The organism is Clostridium coskatii (assembly GCF_001675205.1).
Taxonomy (GTDB): domain Bacteria; phylum Bacillota; class Clostridia; order Clostridiales; family Clostridiaceae; genus Clostridium_B; species Clostridium_B ljungdahlii.
On the sequence record NZ_LROR01000088.1, the window covers coordinates 15,919 to 36,275 of the forward strand.

Consider the following 20,357-nt stretch of genomic DNA (forward strand, 5'->3'; position numbering starts at 1 on the left):
CTTTAAACTTTCTATATACTTCCCTCTTTTAAAAGTTTATAACTCAATTGTATTATAAATTCACTGTCCATAGAATTAAATATTGTCACTTTTCCTGCTTTATTCTTATTATTTTTTATATGATATTTAACAAGCTGTCTTTTAAGTTGCTCTACAGTACCCTTGCTTCCATCTATTATAGGGATGTCCTCATTTAAAATTTTACGTATGCTTTTCTTTACAAACGGGTAATGAGTACATCCTAATACCACTGCTGCAATTCCTTCATCTTTTAGTGAATTTAGCTTTTCTTTTAAATAGCCTTCTACTTCCTCTCCTTCTGTCTTACCCTGTTCAATAAGTTCTACTAAACCAGGACATGGCAGTGGTTGTATCGATGATCTACTTTCATACTTTTTCATAAGATTACTAAACTTTCTTTCTGAAAGGGTCATAGTAGTTGCCATTATTACTATTTTACCTTTTCTATTAAATTCTACTGCAGGTTTTAAAGCTGGTTCTATGCCTATAATAGGCATAGATTTGCTATATTTTTTTCTCAAATCTATTATTGCTGCACTAGTTGCAGTATTACAAGCCACAACCAACGCCTTTATGTTCTTTGTTAATAGAAGCTCTACTGCATTAAAAGTAAGTCTTTTTACCTCTTCTGCAGTTTTTACCCCATAAGGAGCCATTTTAGAATCTCCAAAATACACAAAATCTTCATTTGATAAGATTTTAACTGCTTCTTTTAAAACACTTATTCCACCTATTCCAGAATCAAAAAAACCAATAGGTCTATCTTCTAAATCCACTCTATCACCTCATTATTCTAATCAAAAAACTTTCTATGTTCATTATATATTATACATTTAAACTATACAAAAAAAATCTAAAAAACTAAATTATGAGTATAATTAATCGTTTAAATCTACAACATAAGTATGTTATAAATTTCTTGCTTTCTTATTAATATTGCAATTACAATTATAAATTCCTTCAAAATTCTATTGACATATATCAATATTAATTATAAAATCATAGATATATAAAATTCAGTTATTAAAATAACGAAAGTAGCAATTTATTAGGTGTAAAAATATTAGAGTATTAAAAATGAGATACTCTTCTAATTATTTATAGGAGGAATGGAATTATGTTAAAAGATCTAGTGTATGTAGTGCCTAAAGAAACGCACTCAGAGGAAAATTTAAAGAAAATGCTAACTGCACATTCAGAAATAAAATTTGTGTCCCTTATAGGTATAGATCTTTCTGGTAACAACACTGATGAGAAAATCCCTATTGAGGTCTTTTTGAAAGATATAAATGGCTTTTTAAATGGAGCAATTCAAACTGATGGTTCATCTGTAGTTCTTCCAGGAATAGCAACTCTAAACAATGCAAAAGTAGATATGTTGCCCGATCTTGATGTAAATTGGTATGTAGAATACAATGACGAAAATGTTGACCTTGAAACAAATAAGCCTGTTGGAACACTGAGAATTCCTTGTTTCCTATATCATGAAAACAAAGCAGTAGATTCTAGATACGCTCTAAAAAATTGTGTAGAACATTTCAAATCAAATCTCTTAGACTTATTTAAAAAATACCCTAGTACCATATCATCTTTCGGAATAAAATATGAGGATATAGATGATGTAATTGCTACTTGTGCTACAGAACTAGAATTTTGGGTAATGACACCTAACGATAAAGCACACACTGAAGAATTATTCACATCTCAGGAACTTCAAGAACAGTATTGGACTAGAACAAAAGGTATAGTAAAAACAGCCTTAGAGAAAACTCTGTTAAATATGAACTTATACGGTTTAAAGCCTGAAATGGGACATAAAGAAGTAGGCGGTGTAAAGGCTAAAGTAGATAAATCAGGAAACTTCAATCATGTAATGGAACAATTAGAAATAGACTGGAAATACTGTACTGCTGTTCAAGCAGCAGATAATGAATTACTTGTAAAAAATATAGTTGAAGAAACTTTTAGAAGCAATGGATTAGATGTTACTTTCCTTGCTAAGCCTATTGAAGGAGTAGCTGGCAGTGGAGAACATACCCATATAGGAATAGCATTACAGCTTAAAAATGGTAAAGTTATAAATCTATTTTCTTCTACTAAAGAACACTTCTTAAGTATTTTTGGATATGCTTCTGTAATGGGAATACTTAAAAACTACGAAGTTATAAATCCTTTTGTTTCTAACACTACTGATTCCCTCAGAAGATTAAAACCTGGATTTGAAGCACCTATATGTATAGTAACTTCTCTAGGTCACTCTGCAGAGATTCCTTCAAGAAACAGAACTGTACTTATAGGAGTTATAAGAGATTCTGCAAATCCTTTAGCTACAAGATTTGAATTAAGAGCTCCAAATCCTCACACAAACACCTATTTAGCTGTAACTACATTATATTTAGCTATGATGGACGGAATAAAATATGCAGTTACAAATGAAAAAACAGAAGATGACTTATTAAAGGAACTTTCCAAGAAAGCTGAAGATGATGCAGATTATTTAGAAAAAGGAAGAGCATATAGAAGTGAGGAAAATGTATTTGAATCCTTTACTGATGAAGAAAGGGTAAGATTATTTGGTACAGCCCCTGCAACTGTATATGAAAATCTCAGCGCTCTCGATAAATACCCAGAGAAAAAAGCTGTCCTAACTGCAGAAGGTGTATTAGATGAGAAATTAATAAACAGCTTTAGATTAGGAGCTACAACTAGATGGCTAATAGAACTAAATCATAGAATATTAAATGATTACTCCAATGAAATAAGAGATTGTAAGATGTTACATTCCATAGATAAAGCTTTAGATCTAGATGTAGCTAATTGGCAAAAAATAAATGACTTAAGATATTACTTAATGAAAGATTCATATTCTAATAAAAGCTTATTTACTAGAATAAAACTTGCATCAGAAGCTGGAGATTACGAAGAAGTATCTAAACTTCAAGTAGAAGCTGAAAATAAAATTGCTGAACTCAAAGATTTATACTCAAGTTATAAGAAAAATTTATTAGATATCTAAATATCAATGAATCTTACTTAGTGGGAAAAGTGACTATGACCAAATCTTTGATTTGATGATAGTCACTTTCTCTTTAGAGTTTTATTTCTCTCACTAAGTTTAGATGAATTATCTAGGGGCGTAGCTACTGTTATCTCCCACTTTGATAGAAGTGAGAGATAACAGTAGGTAGCCATCAGATAAAGAAGGTAGTAAACTTAAAGTTTACTACCTTTTTAATCAAATTATATTAAAAATCCCTTAAAGGAAAATTTTTTATAAGTGTTTCCTTTCTATTGTTTATAGGTTTCCAAAGTGCTATTCTATCTATTCGAGCCATTTTATAAATTTCATCTTTTTTCCCATTATTACAAGCTGAAACATACTCCTTGGATGTCAATTCCTTAATGGAGTAATTCGTATTTGCAAGTACAGTATGTAAATCCCAATTATTTCCATTTTCTTTAACGTCAAACTTATAAAGCTTTAAAGTTTCATTTATCTGTCTTGCCAGCCTTATTACATATCCTTTATTCTCTACCTTTAAATTAACAGACTTATAAGATTGATTAAAACAAATAGCTTCATTCACTTTTACTTTAAACTTCTTATAAGGTTTTAATATATCAGAAACAATCTTAGTAAATTTCTCTATATCTGGATTTTCCACAGCTCCAAGAGTTATATGTAAAGGTGGTATATTTTTATACAGTCTATACTTTCTACATATATTCCTTTGTATATGCTCAATATAAGAATAAGAATCCTTATCAAACAAAGCTACTAAATAATATTTCATTATTTTCTCAATCCCCCAAATTAATTTTACAAAAATGTATAGTATGTAACTAACATTATATCACATAATTATCATTCTTATAGCATTAAAAATTACCAGTAATTATAGGTATATAAAATATGTCTAAGTGTAAAAATACTAATGTTATAAAATTTACAAAAAGAAAGAGGTGAATTCCTGCTTTAAAATATATTTATTTTTTAAAAGCAGGTATATTATGAATAATACTGAAAATAATAGTATTGGATGTATAGTAAACGAATGCAGATTTCATGCAAAGAATACAAATTATTGCACTCTCGACAAAATACAAGTTACAAAGCATGAATCTATGGCTAAAGACGTACAATGTACTGACTGTGGTAGTTTTATGAAACAAGAGTAATTATTCTTCACAGTATCTATCTGAAACAATAAAAACTTAAAACAATTCCGCCAGCCCAGCTTTGTCATTAAAGCTGGGCTCTAATTTTAAAAATAATTAATTTCACTTACACTATAATTTAAGAGTATCATTCATATTTTCAAATTTTATGTTAAAATAACACAAAATTATGATATAATAAATTTTGTGTAATATGAATTAAATTTGAGATTTTCTAAACTTTATATAAATATAAATTTGTGATAAGGATGGATACGTGAATGGATAAATTGGTAATTAATGGTGGAAGGCCTCTTTCCGGTTTTATAGAAATTAACGGTGCAAAAAATGCTGCTGTGGCAATATTACCGGCATCAATAATGGCCAGTAAAGGACTATGCTCAATTGATAATATACCTAATATAGAAGACGTCCACTGCATAGAAAGAATTCTTGAAAGTTTAGGCTGCGAAATAAAAACAGGTAAAAATTCAGTAGTAATTGATAGTACTACTATAAATAGTATAGATGCAAACACTGATGATGTACGAAAAATGAGAGCTTCTTATTATCTCATAGGCGCACTGCTGGGCAGATTTAAAAAAGCTAGGGTTGAACTGCCAGGAGGATGCCCTATAGGGGTTAGACCTATAGATCAGCATATAAAAGGATTTGAAGCTTTAGGCGCCCAAGTTAAAATTAAACACGGTTGTGTATTAGTAGAAGCTAAAAAATTGATTGGAACAAGTATATTTTTTGACGTAGTAAGCGTAGGAGCCACTATAAACGTAATGTTAGCTGCTTCCCTTGCAGAAGGTGTAACTACCTTAGAAAATGTAGCAAAAGAACCCCACGTAGTAGATGTAGCAAATTTCTTAAATAGCATGGGTGCAAATATAAAAGGTGCAGGCACTGATATAATAAGAATAGTAGGGGTTAAAGAACTAAAAGGTTGCTCCTATAGTGTTATACCAGATCAAATAGAAGCTGGTACATATATGATTGCAGCAGCAGCTTGCGGTGGAGAAGTAGTTGTACAAAATGTTATACCTAAACACCTGGAATCTATATCAGCAAAGCTTATAGAAATGGGAGCTGAGGTAATAGAAGATGGTGATTCTGTTACTGTAAAATCAAGTGGAAAATTAAAGGGTGTAAATATAAAAACCCAACCTTACCCTGGATTTCCTACAGATGTACAGCAACCTTTAAGTACTCTTTTAACCGTAGCAGAAGGAAGAAGCATTATAAATGAAAGTATATGGGAAAGTAGATTTAAGCATGTAGATGAGCTCAAAAAAATGGGTGCCAATATTAAAGTAGAAGGTAGAACCGCTATTATAGATGGCGTAAGTAAGCTCAGTGGAGCTATTGTAAAAGCAACAGACTTAAGAGCTGGTGCTGCAATGGTTATAGCTGGCCTTATTGCCGAGGGCACTACTGAAGTTTTAAGTATTAAGCACATTGATAGAGGATACCCCAACATAGAAGATAAATTTAGAGCTCTAGGTGCCGATATAAAGAGAGTATCTTATTCTGAGTAATACAAATATTGTTAATAGGGAGATTTATTATGATTTTTTGTCCTTTATACAGCGGCAGCAGTGGAAATTCCATATTTATAGCATCTGATAATGCTAAAATTCTGATAGATGCAGGACTTTCTGGTAAAAGTATAGAAAATGCTCTTTTAAAAATTGGACATAAGCCAAATGACATAGACGCCATACTAGTTACCCATGAACACAGTGACCATATTAAAGGTGTAGGTGTGTTATCTAGGAAATATGATATACCTATATATGCAAACACCCTTACCTGGAAAGCCATGTTAAAATCTATAGGCAAGATAAAAGAGCATAATATTAAAATAATTTATGACAATTATATAAACATAAAAGACATGGACATAGTAAGTTATAGTATATCCCATGATGCTGCAGATCCTTATGGATATGCAGTTAACTGCAAAAACAAGAAAGCATGTGTAGCAACAGACTTAGGTTTTATGTCAGATCACATCAAAGATATATTAAAAGATTCAGATTTAATTCTTTTAGAAAGTAACCACGATGTAGAAATGTTAAAGTTTGGACCTTATCCCTATGATTTAAAAAGGAGAATTCTAAGTAAAGTAGGTCACTTATCTAATGATGACTGTGGAATGGTCATCCCAGACATTTTAAATGGAAAATTCAAAAGAATTATTTTAGGACATTTAAGTAAAATAAATAATTATCCTGAATTGGCCTATGAAACTGTAACAAATAGTTTAAGAGAATGCGGTATTAAATTAAATACTGATGTAAGTATATCCATGGCAAGACGTGATCAGCCCAGCAATTATATAAGCTTTTAAAAGTATGGGAGGGTTTTATACCGTTAATTTTGTCTTGTGAAAACTGTCAGGAGTGATATTAGAATGGAAAGAGAAACTACATACTGCTGTGATCATCATGTTGACATAGCTTTTGATGACTTTTTGGTGGATAATGAAACTTTTCCCTATTTGGTGAATATAACAGGTCATAAGTGTACTTATTGCAACAAAGAGGCCTCTTACGCCTTAAAATCAAGACCTTAAAAAGGAATTGCAAAATATAATAATTTTTATTATAATACCTCAGTATAGGTTTTTTATTAAAGAGATTTTTAACTTAGACAAAATATTTAAAATAGAAGATAAATGTGGTTGTTTTAGGCAAAGGCTAGCATTGTATTAATACAAATTAGTCCTTAAATTAGAACACCTATATATTTATCTGTAGTTTGAAGGGAGGTACTGCTGTAAAAAATATATGCAGCAGGATAAAGTATGAGTTTGTATGAAGATTGGACAAATATGGTTGTGAATTTTGTAAAGTCAAAAGGTGAAGCTGCCTTTTGGAAAGAATATGGCTCAATTGAAAAAAATATTTATAAAAAAATTTTATCTGGACATGAGGGCACTATAGATGGAGCTATAAAGGATTTAGCAAAAAAATTTGAAACTTCAGAAGTATTTTTTATGGGATTTTTAGATGGAATAAATGACAGTCTTGAAAAACCTTTAGTTCTTGAAGACTTAAAGGTAGATTCAAAAATTGCTATAAAAATTAATTTTGAAAAATTGTATTTTAATATGTTAGATGCCAAAGCTGATTATCTGTATGATCTTCCTCAGTGGGAGTCTATATTTTCAAACCAAAAAAGAAGAGAAATACATAAACAATGGGTTTCTTCTAAAACCATAGTAAATAAAACTAAGGTTGGTAGAAATGATCCTTGTCCATGCGGCAGCGGTAAAAAGTATAAACAATGCTGTGGCAAAAAATAAGCATATGATTTTCATGTTTAATTTGGAGTAAGCTTTTTAAAGTTTGCTCCATTTTTATTATTATATTATATGTATTATTATTAAATAAACCTTAAGTTTTCATAAAGGAGGGATTTTATAAATATGAAAAATAAAAAAGCTATACTAATAGTTTCAATTTTAGCAATTGCTCTTTTTACGTTTATTTATTTTAATAGCCCACTCAAGTCTAATAAAAATTACCCCATAGTCACCGGATCATTTATCCAGTTAGATCTAACTCAAAATTGGTCCGATAGTGATTGGAAGAAGGAGATAACATATCTAAAACAAAACAAAATGAATTATTTGGTGCTCTCTGGTGTTTCCCAAACTAATGGCAACATTACTAAGATTTCATATAAAAATTCAAACACAAACTACCCAAAATTATATCCTAATGTTGATCCTGTGGATTTATGTTTAAAAAATGCCCAAAAATTAAACATGAAAGTTTTTATGGATACCAACTATAACGATGAGTGGTGGCAAATATCTCCTGAAAACTCCGTCTGGTTAAATTCTCAAATGGAAAGAAATAGTCTTATAGCTGATGATTTATATAGGAACTATCACCGTAAATATCCTAATGCTTTTTATGGATGGTACTTTCCCTATGAAGTAGACAATGCCAAATTTAATAAATTCAATAAGTATGACTATCTAATAAATGCTATAAATGTTCACCTTAAAACTCTTACTGAAAGAAAAGAGCGTCTTCCTATTTTATTATCTCCTTTCATGAATTCATCTGCAGGTACTGCCAAAGAATATGAAGCAGACTGGAAATATGTATTTTCAAAAACAAACTTTAGAAAAGGAGATGTATTTTGTCCTCAAGATTGCGTAGGAAGTGGCAGACTAAAACTAGAAGAAGTTAATTCATGGTATACTGCCCTTAGAAAAGCTGTAGATAGCAAACCTGGCATGTTATTTTGGGCCAACGCTGAAAACTTTGATTATGCCAATAACTCCAGTGTACCCTTAGACAGGTTTTTAAAACAACTCACTTTAGAACAGCCCTGCGTAGATAATATAATATGTTTTTCTTACAGCCATTATTATAGTCCAAATAATATAGACAGTGGCTTTAATGAGGCATATTCTTATTATGTAAAAAAAGGAAAGCTTCCTATAAAAAAATTAGATATTCCTCAAAATTTAACTGTATCAACTATAGAGAAAAATGAGTTTAAAATAACTTGGTCAAGCCCTAAAAACTCTAATAATATTTGCGGCTATGAAGTTTACAGAAACGGTACCCTAATTTCTCGTATTATGACCCAAAGGAAATATGGGGGTAATCCTCAATCTTTTACTAAATCCATTATAGATATACCTTTACTACGGGAAGATACAAAACATTGTACTTATGAGGTAAGATCTCTAGGTTTTTCAGGCAATGTATCAAAACCTTCAAAGCCTGCAGTAGTTGCAGTGGATTCTATAAAAAAGCTTCCGAACTTGCTTTCAAGGAATTGTACTTATACCTTGCTTCCTATGCCCCACGAAAATTACAATGATGCAATGCTTAAAAAACTTACTGACGGAAAGTTTGCTTCTGTAAATTCAGTAAAAGACAAAGCTTTGGTAGGTTGGTACACTAAACCCATAGATATAACTATAGACCTAGGAAGCTCAAAACAATTGGAACAATTCATGGTAAGTTATTTTAAAGACACAATTTCTTGGGCTGAACTTCCTGATAGAGCTTCCATTGCGGTATCTGAAGATGGTGTAAATTTTACACCTGTAGGACTTTTTAGGATTCCTTCTGTACCTTTTTCAGATAGATATGGTTCCAAATATCCACTATATTTAACTTTGTCCAGGCCTATAAATGCAAGATACGTAAAACTGACTTCTGTTACTAAACCTAATTATTATACTTTTATAGATGAATTTGAAGTACGAGGTAACTAAAAACACCACTGTACATATGTCTAATGTAAACTTTTCGTTTGCATACCTATTATATTATTGTATAATATAATAGAATGTGACTAAATAACGATTCCTAAGCATCAGATCGAGTTAAAACTCCCTCTGATACCAAGAACCTATTTATAAAGTTCATGCTAATCTTAAAAGCTGTGTATTCAGTTAATCCAATATTTTAAAGCAGTTATGAAAATTTAAAATACAATGTACCTATGGAGGAAAATTTATGGAAACCACATTGATAAGATCTCTTTATAGAGAAACTGAAAAATTTGTAAACAAAGATATTAAAATTTCAGGCTGGATTAGAACCCTAAGAGATTCTAAATCATTCGGCTTTATAGAATTAAATGATGGATCATTTTTCAAAAACATTCAAATAGTCTTTGATGAAAAATTGCCTAACTTTAAAGAACTAACAAAATTAGCTATCAGTTCATCATTGTCTATAGAGGGCACCTTGGTTCTTACACCTAACGCAAAACAGCCTTTTGAAATACAGGCCAAGGAAATAACATTAGAAGGTAATTCATCTTCAGACTACCCTCTTCAAAAGAAAAGACATACTTTAGAATATCTTAGAACCATCGCTCACTTGAGATCAAGAAGCAATACTTTTTCTGCAGTATTTAGAGTTCGTTCTATAGCCGCCTATGCAGTTCATAAGTTCTTCCAAGAAAGAGGATTTGTATATGCAAACACACCTTTAATAACTGGAAGTGACTGTGAAGGTGCTGGAGAAATGTTTAAAGTAACTTCTATGGATTTAAATAACATTCCTAAAAAGGAAGATGGCAGCGTAGACTATTCAAAAGATTTCTTTGGCAAAGAAACAAATTTAACTGTAAGTGGTCAATTGTCCGCAGAAACTATGGCTCTTGCTTTTAGAAATGTATATACCTTTGGTCCTACTTTTAGAGCAGAGGATTCAAATACAGCTAGACACGCTGCTGAATTTTGGATGATAGAACCTGAAATGGCCTTTGCTGAGTTAAAAGATTATATGGATGTGGCAGAGGAACTAGTAAAGTATGTAATAAATTACGTGCTTGAAAACGCACCAGAAGAAATGGCCTTTTTCAATTCTTTTATAGATAAAACTTTATTTAGTAGATTAGATAATGTAGCTAATTCAGAATTTGGTAGAATAACTTACACTGAGGCTGTAGATATATTAAAGAAAAGTGGGGCATCATTTGAATATCCAGTAGAGTGGGGTATTGACCTTCAAACAGAACATGAAAGATATCTAACTGAAAAGGTATTTAAAAAGCCTATATTTGTTACTGATTATCCAAAAGCCATAAAAGCATTTTATATGAGAGAAAATGAAGATGGTAAAACAGTTGCAGCTGCAGATCTTTTGGTACCAGGAGTAGGAGAAATAATTGGAGGAAGCCAAAGAGAAGAACGATATAAAGTTCTTGAAAAAAGAATAGAAGAGCTTGGGCTTAATAAAAAAGATTATTGGTGGTACTTAGAACTTAGAAAATATGGAGAAACTAAACATTCTGGTTTTGGCCTTGGGTTTGAAAGAATACTAATGTATATAACTGGTATGTCTAATATACGAGATGTAATTCCATTTCCTAGAACAACTGGTTCTGCTGAATTTTAACGCATTAATTGTTAGGCATTTTGAAAGAAATAACTAGTCAGTATGTTAGACTATTTTTTAACTTGTTATTTTCTTTCAAATGCCTTAAGGGGGGTAATATTGTATGGAAAAAAGAATAGGTGTAGTTGGTATAGTAGTAAACGATCTTGAAAACTCTCCAAAAGTAAATACTATACTTCACTCTTTTTCAAATATCATAGTAGGAAGATTAGGTATTCCATACAGAGAAAGAAACGTTTCAGTTATATCAGTAATAATAGACGGTACTTCAGATGAAATAAGTTCCATGACCGGCAAGTTAGGTAAACTAGATGGAATAACGGTAAAAACTGCTATAACTAAAAAGTAATTTTACTAAATAAGAATAAGAATAAGACTTCTAAAATTTGCATAAAATTAAGGAGGTCTTATTTTTGTGTTTAAAATAACCTTACATACTAGAATTGCTTTGTAAACCTTTTATTTTTGACATCAAAATTACTTTATACGAAAAATTATAAAAATTTATAAATTTTTATAATTTTTTTCATTGTAACCGGTTGCACATTGTTTCAATATTTATTAAATTTCGCTAAAATATAATATGTAGGAAAAGTCATTGTAAAAAAATTTTATAATAATTATATATAGAGAAAGGCGGCCTATGCATGAATATAGTAAAATTATTTGAATTACAAGAAAATTTAAATAGCAGAATTAGAAATAACATTTCTATAAAAAAAGATTCTTTAATTTCAAAGGAAACTCTTGCACTTCAAGTAAAGATGGCTGAACTGGCTAATGAAACCCAGTGTTTTAATTTTTGGAGTAATGATGTAACTGCAAACAATGATTTAATTTTAAAGGAGTATATAAATTCTTTAAATTTTATATTAACTCTAGGACTTGAAAAAGAATTTACTGATATTAAAATAAACATAAAAACCAACGATGGAGATATTACATCTCAATTTTTAAATTTATATATTGATATAAACGACTTTATCGTCTGTTCATCTAAGGATCATTACATAACTTTATTCGAAGATTTTTTGAGTTTAGGATACAGCCTAGGTTTTTCTACTAAAACTATAGAAAATGCTTACTACTCTAAACATTCTGTTCTTATGTAAATAATTTTAATTTCTAATATTCTCAAGTGCATAGCCTTGAGAATATTTTTTTACAAATAAAGTTTTAATAATATAGATCTCCTATGGTTAAACTACTGTGGGAGGCGATATAAATTGTTTGGTATACTTTATTCAATAGTAGCAGGAGTAAGCATGAGCATTCAGGGTGTATTTAATACTAGATTGAGCGATAAATTAGGGCTGTGGATCACAACTACAATAGTTCAAGGTACTGGATTTGTAATAGCTCTTATGTTAGCTTTTTTTAGCAAAAAAAACACCTTGCAAAACATAGGCTGCTGTAAAAAGTTATACCTTTTAGGTGGGATTTTAGGTATAATCATAACAGTAACTGTAATACAGGGCATTAAATTTCTAGGACCAACTCATTCTATTGCAATAATTTTAGTTGCTCAACTTGCTACTGCAGCCTTAATTGATTTTTGGGGACTGTTTGATTCCCAGAAAATAAGTTTTACAACAAATAAAATAATAGGATTAATTATGATGGTTCTAGGCATAATAATACTTAAATGGAGAAGCTAGTAATTTTTAATATATTAGACTAATTAATTAAATAAATATATAATTAATACAGGATATGTTAAAAAACTAAAGTTACCATTTTGAGGGGGAATCTTTAATGGATTTTAAACAGATAGAAGCTTTTATAAATGTAGCCAAATTTAAAAGCTTTTCAAAGGCTGCAAATTTCAGTTTTTTATCCCAGCCTGCCATTAGTTCTCACATTTCTATTTTAGAAAAAGAATTAAAAGTATACTTATTTGACAGGACTCCTAAAGAGGTACATCTTACTCCTGCAGGAGAATCTTTTCTAAACTTTGCATTAGAACTTTTAGAAATCCGTGATAACGCCATATATACATTAACTAATTTCAATGAAACTATAACTGGTAATTTAAAATTAGCTTCTAGTACTACTCCTTGTAACACCTTAGTTCCTTCCTTAATAGAAAAATTTCATAATATACATCCTAGTGTAACCTTCGATGTATTAGAATTAAACTCTTCAAAAATAATTGATAACATAATAAAATTTAATTTTGAAATTGGATTAATAGGAGAACCTATAGACGATGAGAAAATTGAAAGTTATGAATTAACTAAAGATGAGCTAGTGATTATATCTCATCCTTCCTTTAACTTTCCTGATATTATAGACATGCCTTCCCTTTTTAAATACAATTTTATATTAAGAGAAAAAGGTTCTGCTACAAGAAAGACCTTTGAAGATGCCTTAACAAAAAATGGATATAGCATTTCTCACATAACTTCAAGTTTAGAAGTAAATAATATAAGTACTCTTATACAATTTGTAAGAAAAGGATTTGGTATAGCTGTAGTTTCAAAAGAAGTACTTAAAAATTATGTATCCCTAGGACTTGTAAAGGAAAGTACTATAAAAAATATTCCACTAACTAGATCAATATATCTTATTATAAGTTCTAAAAGATCCCTTACTCCAACAGCAAAATCATTTTTTAACTTTTGTAAAAAATGTTTTAAGATAGATTAGTATGATATAGGGTTCTTTTTCCATAAATTAACTTATACATAAAACTTTGTTATTTTCAAAAGCTTTGCTTCGTAATTTTTTTAAACTGCTAAAATTGAGTTTTTAATTATCATTTATATCTATAGCACATATACTGTAATAAGCATTATAATATATTGTAATAAATTTTAAGGAGAATAATATGTTTTCCATAAAAAGCAAGTTGGAACTTAACCTAAAATTATCAATGGACAAGGGATTATATAAAACTTACAGAGTTATAATAAAATGCAATTCCCTTATGGAAACTATAGAAAAAAAAGTAAAGCTGTACAACGGTAAAATAATACGTTCAATTCCAATTATAAATTGCATATGTGCCACCTTAACCTCCCGTTCTATAAACAGGATAATAGAATTTCCTCAAGTACGTTATGTGCTAAATGACTGCTGTGCTCTACTGTGCGCTAATAATAGCGTGCTTGCTTCAAATGGTGTAGTCTTTGAAGGTAACTATAAGCTCACAGGCAAAAATGTGTGTATAGGGTTAATAGACTCAGGTTCTTACCCTCATCCAGATCTTTTGAATCCTAAAAATAAGATAACAAAATTTGTGGATTTAATAAACTCATATAAATATCCCTATGATGACAATGGACATGGTACTTTTATGAGTGGAATTATGTGCGGCAGCGGTATTGAGTCCAAAGGACTATATAAAGGTATTGCAGAAAACAGCAGTATTTACTCTATAAAAGCCTTTAATGCCCTAGGTAAAGGCTATGTATCGGATATATTATTTTCACTTCAATTATTATTGAATGAAAGCTCAGATGAAAAAATAAAAATAATTTGCCTTCCCTTTGAACTAGATATTGATAATCATTTCATACTATCCTTATTTGAAAAAATGTTTCAAATAGCTGTTAAATTAAACATAACAATTATAGTGCCGTCTGGTCACCAAGGTAACCTTCAAGGCAGCATAAAAGGCATTGCCACTTTAAACAATTGTATAACTGCTGCAGGTATTGATACAACTTTTAAAGATCCTAAATCCTATAAATACTCTTCTTGCGGTCCTATTAATAAAGTTCAAAAACCTGATCTGAGTGCTGCCTGCGTAAATATATGCTCTATAAACTCAAATACACAATATATACCCCAGCGAAATGGAGCAAAACTATATCCAAAACCGCTTGAAAATCCATATGTATATTATACTGGTACCTCCTGTGCCGCAGCCTATATAAGTGGTGTATGTGCCTTACTGTATGAAAATAATCCTGAGCTCACTTTCAATGATCTAAGTTCTCTTTTAAAAATATCCTGCAACCTACTCAACGTACCAAAGTGGTGTCAAGGTTCTGGTATGCTAGATTTAAATAAATTATTGCCTTAAATATAAAATAACTACAAATGAATAGTTTGATCTATTCTTTGTAGTTTATCATTTAACAAAATATAATTTAATTCTAATAACCCTTATTTATATCTACTATGTTTACTAATTTGTCTCCTGATGCATACCTTTTTAGATTATCATAAATCATATTAAATCTCCTAATGTCCACTTGATCCGATACCCAAGAATTATGAGGCGTTATAGTTACATTTTCAAATTTCCAAAAAGGACTACTCTCATCTAAAGGCTCATTTTCTACCACATCTAAAGCAGCTCCTGCTATTTTCCCATTTTTTATATTCTCTAGCAAAGATTTTTCATCTAATATAGATCCTCTAGCAATGTTCACTATGTAAACTCCATTTTTCATACTTTTAAATAAGTTTTCATTTACTAAATGATTAGTTTTCTTAGTATAGGGAATAGACACTACTACTATATCAGATAACTTTAACATATTTTCTACATTTTCCAAAGAAAAACACTTATCAAAATATTCCACGTCACTACCCTTTGTATTTAAGCCTAAAATTTTTACACCAAATGGTTTCAATCTACTTGCCGCTTCTTTAGCTATACTACCTGTGCCTATAAATCCTACCGTTTTGCCCCACAACTCCAATATTCCCATATCCATTTTCCAGATCTTATTTTTTTGTTTTTCATAGAATTTCTGGCTGTGTTTCAGCATTTCTAATATCTTTAATACTATCCATTCCCCCATAGGTATGCTATATCCACCCTTATTATTAGTCAAGATTATATTTTTCTTCCTAATATCATCCTTGGGAGCCTGATCTATTCCAACACTAAAAAGCTGTATCCATTTTAGCTTGTTCATTTTACCTATATCTAGAGTTTTAAAAGGATCATAGCATAATAAAACCTCTGCTTCCTTAAATTCATCCTTATAATACAAATTGTCATCTTCAACTACTTCTATGTCATATCCCAATCTTTGTATGCCACTGATACTTTTCTTACCAAAATCACGAGTACACAGTAATTTAATTCCCATAAGACTCACCCCTATAAAATCAAATACCTAACATCCAGCTATTCCATAAACTTACCCATTTTTCTAAATTTATTGTACCTTTGTTCAAGTAATTCCTCTTTAGACCTTTTCCTAAGTATGCCTATTTTTTCTATAAGTTCTTCTTTTATGGTGCAGGACATTTTATCTACATCCTTTTGTGCCCCTCCTGCAGGTTCCTTTAATATTTTATCTATTATACCGTATTTTTTTAAATCTTGAGCTGTAATTTTCATAATCTCAGCTGCTTCCTTAGCTTTGGAAGCATCTTTCCATAGTATACCTGCAAAACCTTCTGGGGTTAAAATAGAATATATAGAATTCTCCAGCATCCAAACTGAATCCGCTACAGCAAAAGCAAGAGCACCTCCGCTTCCACCTTCTCCAACTATTATAGATATTATAGGTACTCTTAAATTAAACATCTCCATCAGATTTTTGGCTATTGCCTCTCCCTGTCCTCTTTCCTCTGCTTCCATGCCGCAAAAAGCTCCAGGTGTATCCACAAAACATATAATAGGCCTATCAAATTTATCTGCCTGCTTCATGAGTCTTAATCCTTTTCTATATCCGTCAGGCTCCGGCATACCAAAATTTCTCTTTATATTCTCCTGTGTATTCCTACCTTTTTGCTGGGCCACAATGGTTACAGGCTCACCATTTAACAATCCAATGCCTCCTACTACAGAAGGATCGTCATTAAAATATCTATCTCCATGAAGCTCCATAAAAGAGTCAAATATTCTATTTATATAATCAAGTGAAGTTGGCCTTTCTATCATTCTAGCTAAAGTAACCCTATCCCACGCACTTTTACTCTCAAATTTTTTATTAAAAATTTTTTGAACCTTTTCTAATTTTTCCATATAAGAGCTTCCTTTCATTTAGAAAATTTACCTATTCCTATTATGAATATACAATATCTTCTTCAAGGTACTCTTTAAATTTTCCCTTGAAACTATACTATCTACAAATCCATGTTTTAATAGAAATTCTGCACTTTGAAATCCATCGGGAAGTTTTTGCTTTATGGTCTGCTCTATTACTCTCTTTCCTGCAAATCCAACAAGTGCTCCAGGTTCTGCTAAAATTATATCACCAAGCATAGCAAAACTTGCTGTAACTCCACCAGTAGTAGGATCTGTAAGAACCGATATATATAAAAGTCCTGCATCATTCAACCTGTTTATAGCTCCACTTATCTTTGCCATTTGCATTAATGAAAAAATACCCTCCTGCATTCTAGCGCCTCCAGAAGCTGTAAAAATAATTAGAGGTATTTTTAACTCAATAGCTTTTTCTACAGCTCTAGTAATTTTCTCTCCTACCACGGAACCCATGCTTCCCATCATAAAATTACTATCCATAACACAAATTACTGCAGACTCTCCTCCTATAGTACCCTTTCCTGTAATTACAGCTTCTTTGAGGTTAGTCTTTTTCTGCATATTGCTGATTTTATCTTCATATCCTTTAAATCCTATAGGATTAGTAGACGTCATGTTTTCATCAAATTGGCAAAAGCTATCCTTATCTGTTATAAGATCTATTCTTTCTTTAGCATTCATCCTAAAATGATGCTTGCAATACTGGCATACCCTATTATTTTTTTCTAGATCCTGCTTATACAGTACCTTACCACATCCATCACATTTTACCCACATTCCATTTGGTATACTTGGCTTTGAATCTAAATCTTCATGGATATTATTTAAAGCCCTCTGACTAACTGTAATATATTTTGTTTTTTTAAAGAATTTATTTAACAAGCTTTATCACCTCTCTTATAAGATTGACCACCAAATCGTAAATAGTCAATTTATTTTATAGTAAAGCAATATAACTATTTTACTACAAATAAAGGAAGGAATTAATACTTGAAATTATTTTCTATAAACTTTGTATCATAAGTTCCTTCTATAAATTCCTTACTATCTATGAGTTCAAATTGGAAGTCTATATTGGTACTAACCCCTTCTATAATAAACTCTCCCAAGGCTCTCCTCATTCTGCATATAGCCTCATCCCTATCTTTTCCATATACAATGAGCTTTGCTATCATAGAATCATAATAGGGAGGAATATTATATCCCGAGTACACTGCACTATCTACTCTTACATTAAAACCTCCAGGTACATATAAGTCTTTTATCTTTCCTGGAGAAGGCATAAAACCTCTTTTTACATCTTCTGCATTTATTCTGCATTCTATAGAATGACCGGTTATCTTAACATCCTCTTGAGAAAAATCTAACTTTTCTCCTGCTGCAATTTTTATCTGTTCTTTTACAAGATCTATACCTGTTACCATTTCTGTTATAGCATGTTCTACTTGAATACGAGTATTCATCTCCATGAAATAGTAATTATTATTTTTGTCTAAAAGAAATTCTACAGTTCCAGCATTATTATAATGTACAGCCTTTGCTGCCCTTACAGCTGTTTCTCCCATGGATTTTCTAAGTTCTTCCGTAACTACCTTGCTAGGTGCTTCTTCCATTACTTTTTGATTTCTTCTCTGCATGGAACAGTCTCTTTCCCCCAGATAAACTACATTTTCAAAATTATCTCCAAGTATCTGAATTTCTACATGCTTTGGTCTTTCTATAAACTTTTCTAAGTATATAGTGTCATCTCCAAAGGCTGCACTAGCTTCAGCTTTAGCATTTTCATAATTTTTTATAATCTCAGATTCATCATATACGACTCTTATACCACGTCCACCACCGCCTGCAGAGGCTTTTATCATAACAGGATATCCTATTTTTCTTGCAGTTTCCAAAAGTTCTTCATTTGTTTTTATAGCACCATCTGACCCTGGAACGATAGGAACTCCTGCCTTTCCCATTATATCTCTAGCATTAGACTTATTGCCCATATTGTCAATACATTCCGGAGTAGGGCCTATAAAAGTAATATTACACTGTTTACATATACTTGCAAACTTACTGTTTTCAGATAAAAAACCAAATCCAGGATGAATAGCTTGCGCTCCTGATAAAACTGTGGCACTTATTATATTTTGTACGTTTAAATAACTTTCTTTAGGAGATGCCGGTCCTATACATATGGCTTCATCCGCCATCTGAGTATGAAGTGCATCCCTATCTGCTTCTGAATACACTGCTACAGTTTCTATTCCCATTTCCCTGCAAGCTCTAATTATCCTAACTGCTATTTCTCCTCTATTGGCAATCAAAATCTTATTAAACACTTTTAAAATTCAACTCCTGACAATTTAATTTTTGTCTCCTATCATAAACAACAATTCACCTTCAGCAGCTTTTTTGCCTTCCACATAGGCTACTGCCTTTCCAATTCCTGCAGGTCCTTTAATTTTTACAATCTCTGCTTCTAATCTAAGTGTGTCCCCAGGCACTACCTTTCTTCTGAATTTTGCCTTATTTATTCCTCCAAAGAAAGCTATTTTTCCTTTAAATTCTTCTTTGCTTAAAATAGCTACAGCTCCAGCCTGAGCTAATGCTTCTATTATAAGTACTCCAGGCATTACAGGTTCTTCTGGAAAATGTCCCTGAAAAAAATATTCATTAGCAGTAACATTCTTATATGCTATGACTTTCTTACCTGGTTCCATATATGTTACCTTATCCAACAAAAGAAATGGATATCTATGAGGAATAATTTGTTTTATTTCATTTATTCCAAAATTCACATTAAATTCATCTTGTTCCATAAGTATTCTCCTCCCACAGCTATTAAGATTCAGTTTTTATTTTAAATAGTGGCTGACCATACTCTACCATCTGTTCATTCTTAACTAAAATATCCACTACTTCTCCATCTACCTCGCTTTGAATCTCATTCATAAGTTTCATAGCTTCTATTATACACAGAGTATCTCCTTTTTTTACTTTAGATCCTACATTTACAAAAACAGGTTTTTCAGGTCCTGATGAATTGTAAAAAGTACCTACTATAGGTGACTTTACTTCTTTTATATTGTCATCTTTGTTTTCTTCAGCTTTTTTTACCTTATCTATATTATCTTCTTTTACTTCAGTTTTGTCACTTTGTTTTTCAAAAACAGGTTTTACATTTTCTCTATTTTCTTTTACTATGTTTACCTGTTTTATGTTTCCTTCTTCGCCCTGCTTTTTCATAATTATAGATACATTATCCCAATTAACTTCTAAATATCCAAGCTTTGAATTATCCATAGTTTTTATCATATTCTCAATTGCTTTAAAGTCCATAT

Annotated in this window: 21 protein-coding genes; 13 read left to right on the forward strand and 8 right to left on the reverse strand. The window is 31.0% G+C overall.

Annotation, left to right across the window (positions count from 1 at the left end):
* Window positions 1-11: 11 nt before the first annotated feature.
* Entirely contained in the window at window positions 12-797 is a 786-nt protein-coding gene (gene murI, locus CLCOS_RS18630) for a glutamate racemase (protein WP_013240765.1), read from the reverse strand.
* Between the two features lie 341 nt (window positions 798-1,138).
* Between murI and CLCOS_RS18635 the strand changes: the two genes are divergently transcribed.
* Window positions 1,139-3,037, forward strand: a complete 1,899-nt coding sequence (locus tag CLCOS_RS18635) for a glutamine synthetase (RefSeq protein WP_063601191.1) — start codon at window positions 1,139-1,141, stop codon at window positions 3,035-3,037.
* 229 nt (window positions 3,038-3,266) lie between these two features.
* On the opposite strand, the gene CLCOS_RS18640 is transcribed toward CLCOS_RS18635, so the two are convergent.
* Window positions 3,267-3,815: a 2'-5' RNA ligase family protein gene (locus CLCOS_RS18640; RefSeq protein ID WP_063601192.1), complete on the reverse strand. Its 549-nt coding sequence runs from the start codon at window positions 3,813-3,815 to the stop codon at window positions 3,267-3,269.
* Window positions 3,816-4,032: 217 nt separating this feature from the next.
* Here CLCOS_RS18640 and CLCOS_RS18645 point away from each other — a divergent pair, with 217 nt between their 5' ends.
* The 12 genes from CLCOS_RS18645 (at window position 4,033) to CLCOS_RS18700 (ending at window position 15,102) form a co-directional block, all read left to right on the forward strand.
* On the forward strand, window positions 4,033-4,200 hold the full coding sequence (locus tag CLCOS_RS18645; protein WP_013240768.1) for a DUF1540 domain-containing protein: 168 nt from the start codon (window positions 4,033-4,035) through the stop codon (window positions 4,198-4,200).
* A gap of 260 nt (window positions 4,201-4,460) precedes the next feature.
* A complete protein-coding gene (locus tag CLCOS_RS18650; protein ID WP_013240769.1) occupies window positions 4,461-5,723 on the forward strand; it encodes a UDP-N-acetylglucosamine 1-carboxyvinyltransferase in 1,263 nt (420 codons plus the stop codon).
* Window positions 5,724-5,752: 29 nt separating this feature from the next.
* Window positions 5,753-6,538 (forward strand): MBL fold metallo-hydrolase, encoded by a 786-nt coding sequence (locus CLCOS_RS18655; protein ID WP_063601193.1) that lies wholly within the window; start codon window positions 5,753-5,755, stop codon window positions 6,536-6,538.
* Between the two features lie 63 nt (window positions 6,539-6,601).
* Window positions 6,602-6,763 carry a CxxH/CxxC protein gene (locus CLCOS_RS18660; RefSeq protein ID WP_013240771.1) on the forward strand — a complete coding sequence of 54 codons (162 nt, stop codon included), beginning with the start codon at window positions 6,602-6,604 and terminating at the stop codon, window positions 6,761-6,763.
* Between the two features lie 231 nt (window positions 6,764-6,994).
* Window positions 6,995-7,495, forward strand: a complete 501-nt coding sequence (locus tag CLCOS_RS18665; protein WP_063601194.1) for an SEC-C metal-binding domain-containing protein — start codon at window positions 6,995-6,997, stop codon at window positions 7,493-7,495.
* A 123-nt stretch (window positions 7,496-7,618) separates the two neighbouring features.
* Window positions 7,619-9,436, forward strand: a complete 1,818-nt coding sequence (locus CLCOS_RS18670) for a DUF4434 domain-containing protein (RefSeq protein WP_063601195.1) — start codon at window positions 7,619-7,621, stop codon at window positions 9,434-9,436.
* A 244-nt stretch (window positions 9,437-9,680) separates the two neighbouring features.
* Window positions 9,681-11,072: an asparagine--tRNA ligase gene (asnS, locus tag CLCOS_RS18675; protein ID WP_013240774.1), complete on the forward strand. Its 1,392-nt coding sequence runs from the start codon at window positions 9,681-9,683 to the stop codon at window positions 11,070-11,072.
* 103 nt (window positions 11,073-11,175) lie between these two features.
* A complete protein-coding gene (locus CLCOS_RS18680) occupies window positions 11,176-11,421 on the forward strand; it encodes a TM1266 family iron-only hydrogenase system putative regulator (RefSeq protein ID WP_063601196.1) in 246 nt (81 codons plus the stop codon).
* Between the two features lie 298 nt (window positions 11,422-11,719).
* A complete protein-coding gene (locus CLCOS_RS18685; protein ID WP_063601197.1) occupies window positions 11,720-12,184 on the forward strand; it encodes a dUTP diphosphatase in 465 nt (154 codons plus the stop codon).
* A gap of 114 nt (window positions 12,185-12,298) precedes the next feature.
* The gene (locus CLCOS_RS18690; protein ID WP_013240777.1) at window positions 12,299-12,730 is read left to right on the forward strand and encodes a DMT family transporter; all 432 of its coding nucleotides are present in this window, start codon (window positions 12,299-12,301) and stop codon (window positions 12,728-12,730) included.
* Window positions 12,731-12,827: 97 nt separating this feature from the next.
* The gene (locus CLCOS_RS18695) at window positions 12,828-13,721 is read left to right on the forward strand and encodes a selenium metabolism-associated LysR family transcriptional regulator (RefSeq protein WP_013240778.1); all 894 of its coding nucleotides are present in this window, start codon (window positions 12,828-12,830) and stop codon (window positions 13,719-13,721) included.
* Between the two features lie 181 nt (window positions 13,722-13,902).
* Window positions 13,903-15,102 (forward strand): S8 family serine peptidase, encoded by a 1,200-nt coding sequence (locus tag CLCOS_RS18700; protein ID WP_013240779.1) that lies wholly within the window; start codon window positions 13,903-13,905, stop codon window positions 15,100-15,102.
* Between the two features lie 73 nt (window positions 15,103-15,175).
* Here CLCOS_RS18700 and CLCOS_RS18705 read toward each other — a convergent pair whose 3' ends face one another.
* From CLCOS_RS18705 to accB, 6 genes are all read right to left on the reverse strand, one after another.
* Window positions 15,176-16,123: a phosphoglycerate dehydrogenase gene (locus CLCOS_RS18705; RefSeq protein ID WP_013240780.1), complete on the reverse strand. Its 948-nt coding sequence runs from the start codon at window positions 16,121-16,123 to the stop codon at window positions 15,176-15,178.
* Window positions 16,124-16,161: 38 nt separating this feature from the next.
* Window positions 16,162-17,007: an acetyl-CoA carboxylase carboxyltransferase subunit alpha gene (locus tag CLCOS_RS22585; protein WP_013240781.1), complete on the reverse strand. Its 846-nt coding sequence runs from the start codon at window positions 17,005-17,007 to the stop codon at window positions 16,162-16,164.
* Window positions 17,008-17,034: 27 nt separating this feature from the next.
* Entirely contained in the window at window positions 17,035-17,910 is an 876-nt protein-coding gene (gene accD / locus CLCOS_RS22590) for an acetyl-CoA carboxylase, carboxyltransferase subunit beta (RefSeq protein ID WP_013240782.1), read from the reverse strand.
* Between the two features lie 101 nt (window positions 17,911-18,011).
* Window positions 18,012-19,355 (reverse strand): acetyl-CoA carboxylase biotin carboxylase subunit, encoded by a 1,344-nt coding sequence (locus CLCOS_RS18720; RefSeq protein ID WP_013240783.1) that lies wholly within the window; start codon window positions 19,353-19,355, stop codon window positions 18,012-18,014.
* A gap of 24 nt (window positions 19,356-19,379) precedes the next feature.
* Entirely contained in the window at window positions 19,380-19,835 is a 456-nt protein-coding gene (gene fabZ / locus CLCOS_RS18725; protein WP_063601198.1) for a 3-hydroxyacyl-ACP dehydratase FabZ, read from the reverse strand.
* 22 nt (window positions 19,836-19,857) lie between these two features.
* Entirely contained in the window at window positions 19,858-20,355 is a 498-nt protein-coding gene (gene accB / locus CLCOS_RS18730) for an acetyl-CoA carboxylase biotin carboxyl carrier protein (protein ID WP_063601199.1), read from the reverse strand.
* Between the last annotated feature and the right edge of the window lie 2 nt (window positions 20,356-20,357).

What these genes read in the sequence shown, in the direction of transcription:
- CLCOS_RS18670 (WP_063601195.1), top strand. Translation starts at nt 7,619, where the DNA reads ATGAAAAATAAAAAAGCTATACTAATAGTTTCAATTTTAGCAATTGCT.
- CLCOS_RS18645 (WP_013240768.1), top strand. Translation starts at nt 4,033, where the DNA reads ATGAATAATACTGAAAATAATAGTATTGGATGTATAGTAAACGAATGC.
- CLCOS_RS18640 (WP_063601192.1), bottom strand. Translation starts at nt 3,815, where the DNA reads ATGAAATATTATTTAGTAGCTTTGTTTGATAAGGATTCTTATTCTTAT.
- CLCOS_RS22585 (WP_013240781.1), bottom strand. Translation starts at nt 17,007, where the DNA reads ATGGAAAAATTAGAAAAGGTTCAAAAAATTTTTAATAAAAAATTTGAG.
- accB (WP_063601199.1), bottom strand. Translation starts at nt 20,355, where the DNA reads ATGGACTTTAAAGCAATTGAGAATATGATAAAAACTATGGATAATTCA.
- asnS (WP_013240774.1), top strand. Translation starts at nt 9,681, where the DNA reads ATGGAAACCACATTGATAAGATCTCTTTATAGAGAAACTGAAAAATTT.
- fabZ (WP_063601198.1), bottom strand. Translation starts at nt 19,835, where the DNA reads ATGGAACAAGATGAATTTAATGTGAATTTTGGAATAAATGAAATAAAA.
- CLCOS_RS18655 (WP_063601193.1), top strand. Translation starts at nt 5,753, where the DNA reads ATGATTTTTTGTCCTTTATACAGCGGCAGCAGTGGAAATTCCATATTT.
- CLCOS_RS18685 (WP_063601197.1), top strand. Translation starts at nt 11,720, where the DNA reads ATGAATATAGTAAAATTATTTGAATTACAAGAAAATTTAAATAGCAGA.
- CLCOS_RS18635 (WP_063601191.1), top strand. Translation starts at nt 1,139, where the DNA reads ATGTTAAAAGATCTAGTGTATGTAGTGCCTAAAGAAACGCACTCAGAG.
- CLCOS_RS18665 (WP_063601194.1), top strand. Translation starts at nt 6,995, where the DNA reads ATGAGTTTGTATGAAGATTGGACAAATATGGTTGTGAATTTTGTAAAG.
- CLCOS_RS18660 (WP_013240771.1), top strand. Translation starts at nt 6,602, where the DNA reads ATGGAAAGAGAAACTACATACTGCTGTGATCATCATGTTGACATAGCT.
- CLCOS_RS18695 (WP_013240778.1), top strand. Translation starts at nt 12,828, where the DNA reads ATGGATTTTAAACAGATAGAAGCTTTTATAAATGTAGCCAAATTTAAA.
- CLCOS_RS18700 (WP_013240779.1), top strand. Translation starts at nt 13,903, where the DNA reads ATGTTTTCCATAAAAAGCAAGTTGGAACTTAACCTAAAATTATCAATG.
- CLCOS_RS18650 (WP_013240769.1), top strand. Translation starts at nt 4,461, where the DNA reads ATGGATAAATTGGTAATTAATGGTGGAAGGCCTCTTTCCGGTTTTATA.
- CLCOS_RS18680 (WP_063601196.1), top strand. Translation starts at nt 11,176, where the DNA reads ATGGAAAAAAGAATAGGTGTAGTTGGTATAGTAGTAAACGATCTTGAA.
- CLCOS_RS18705 (WP_013240780.1), bottom strand. Translation starts at nt 16,123, where the DNA reads ATGGGAATTAAATTACTGTGTACTCGTGATTTTGGTAAGAAAAGTATC.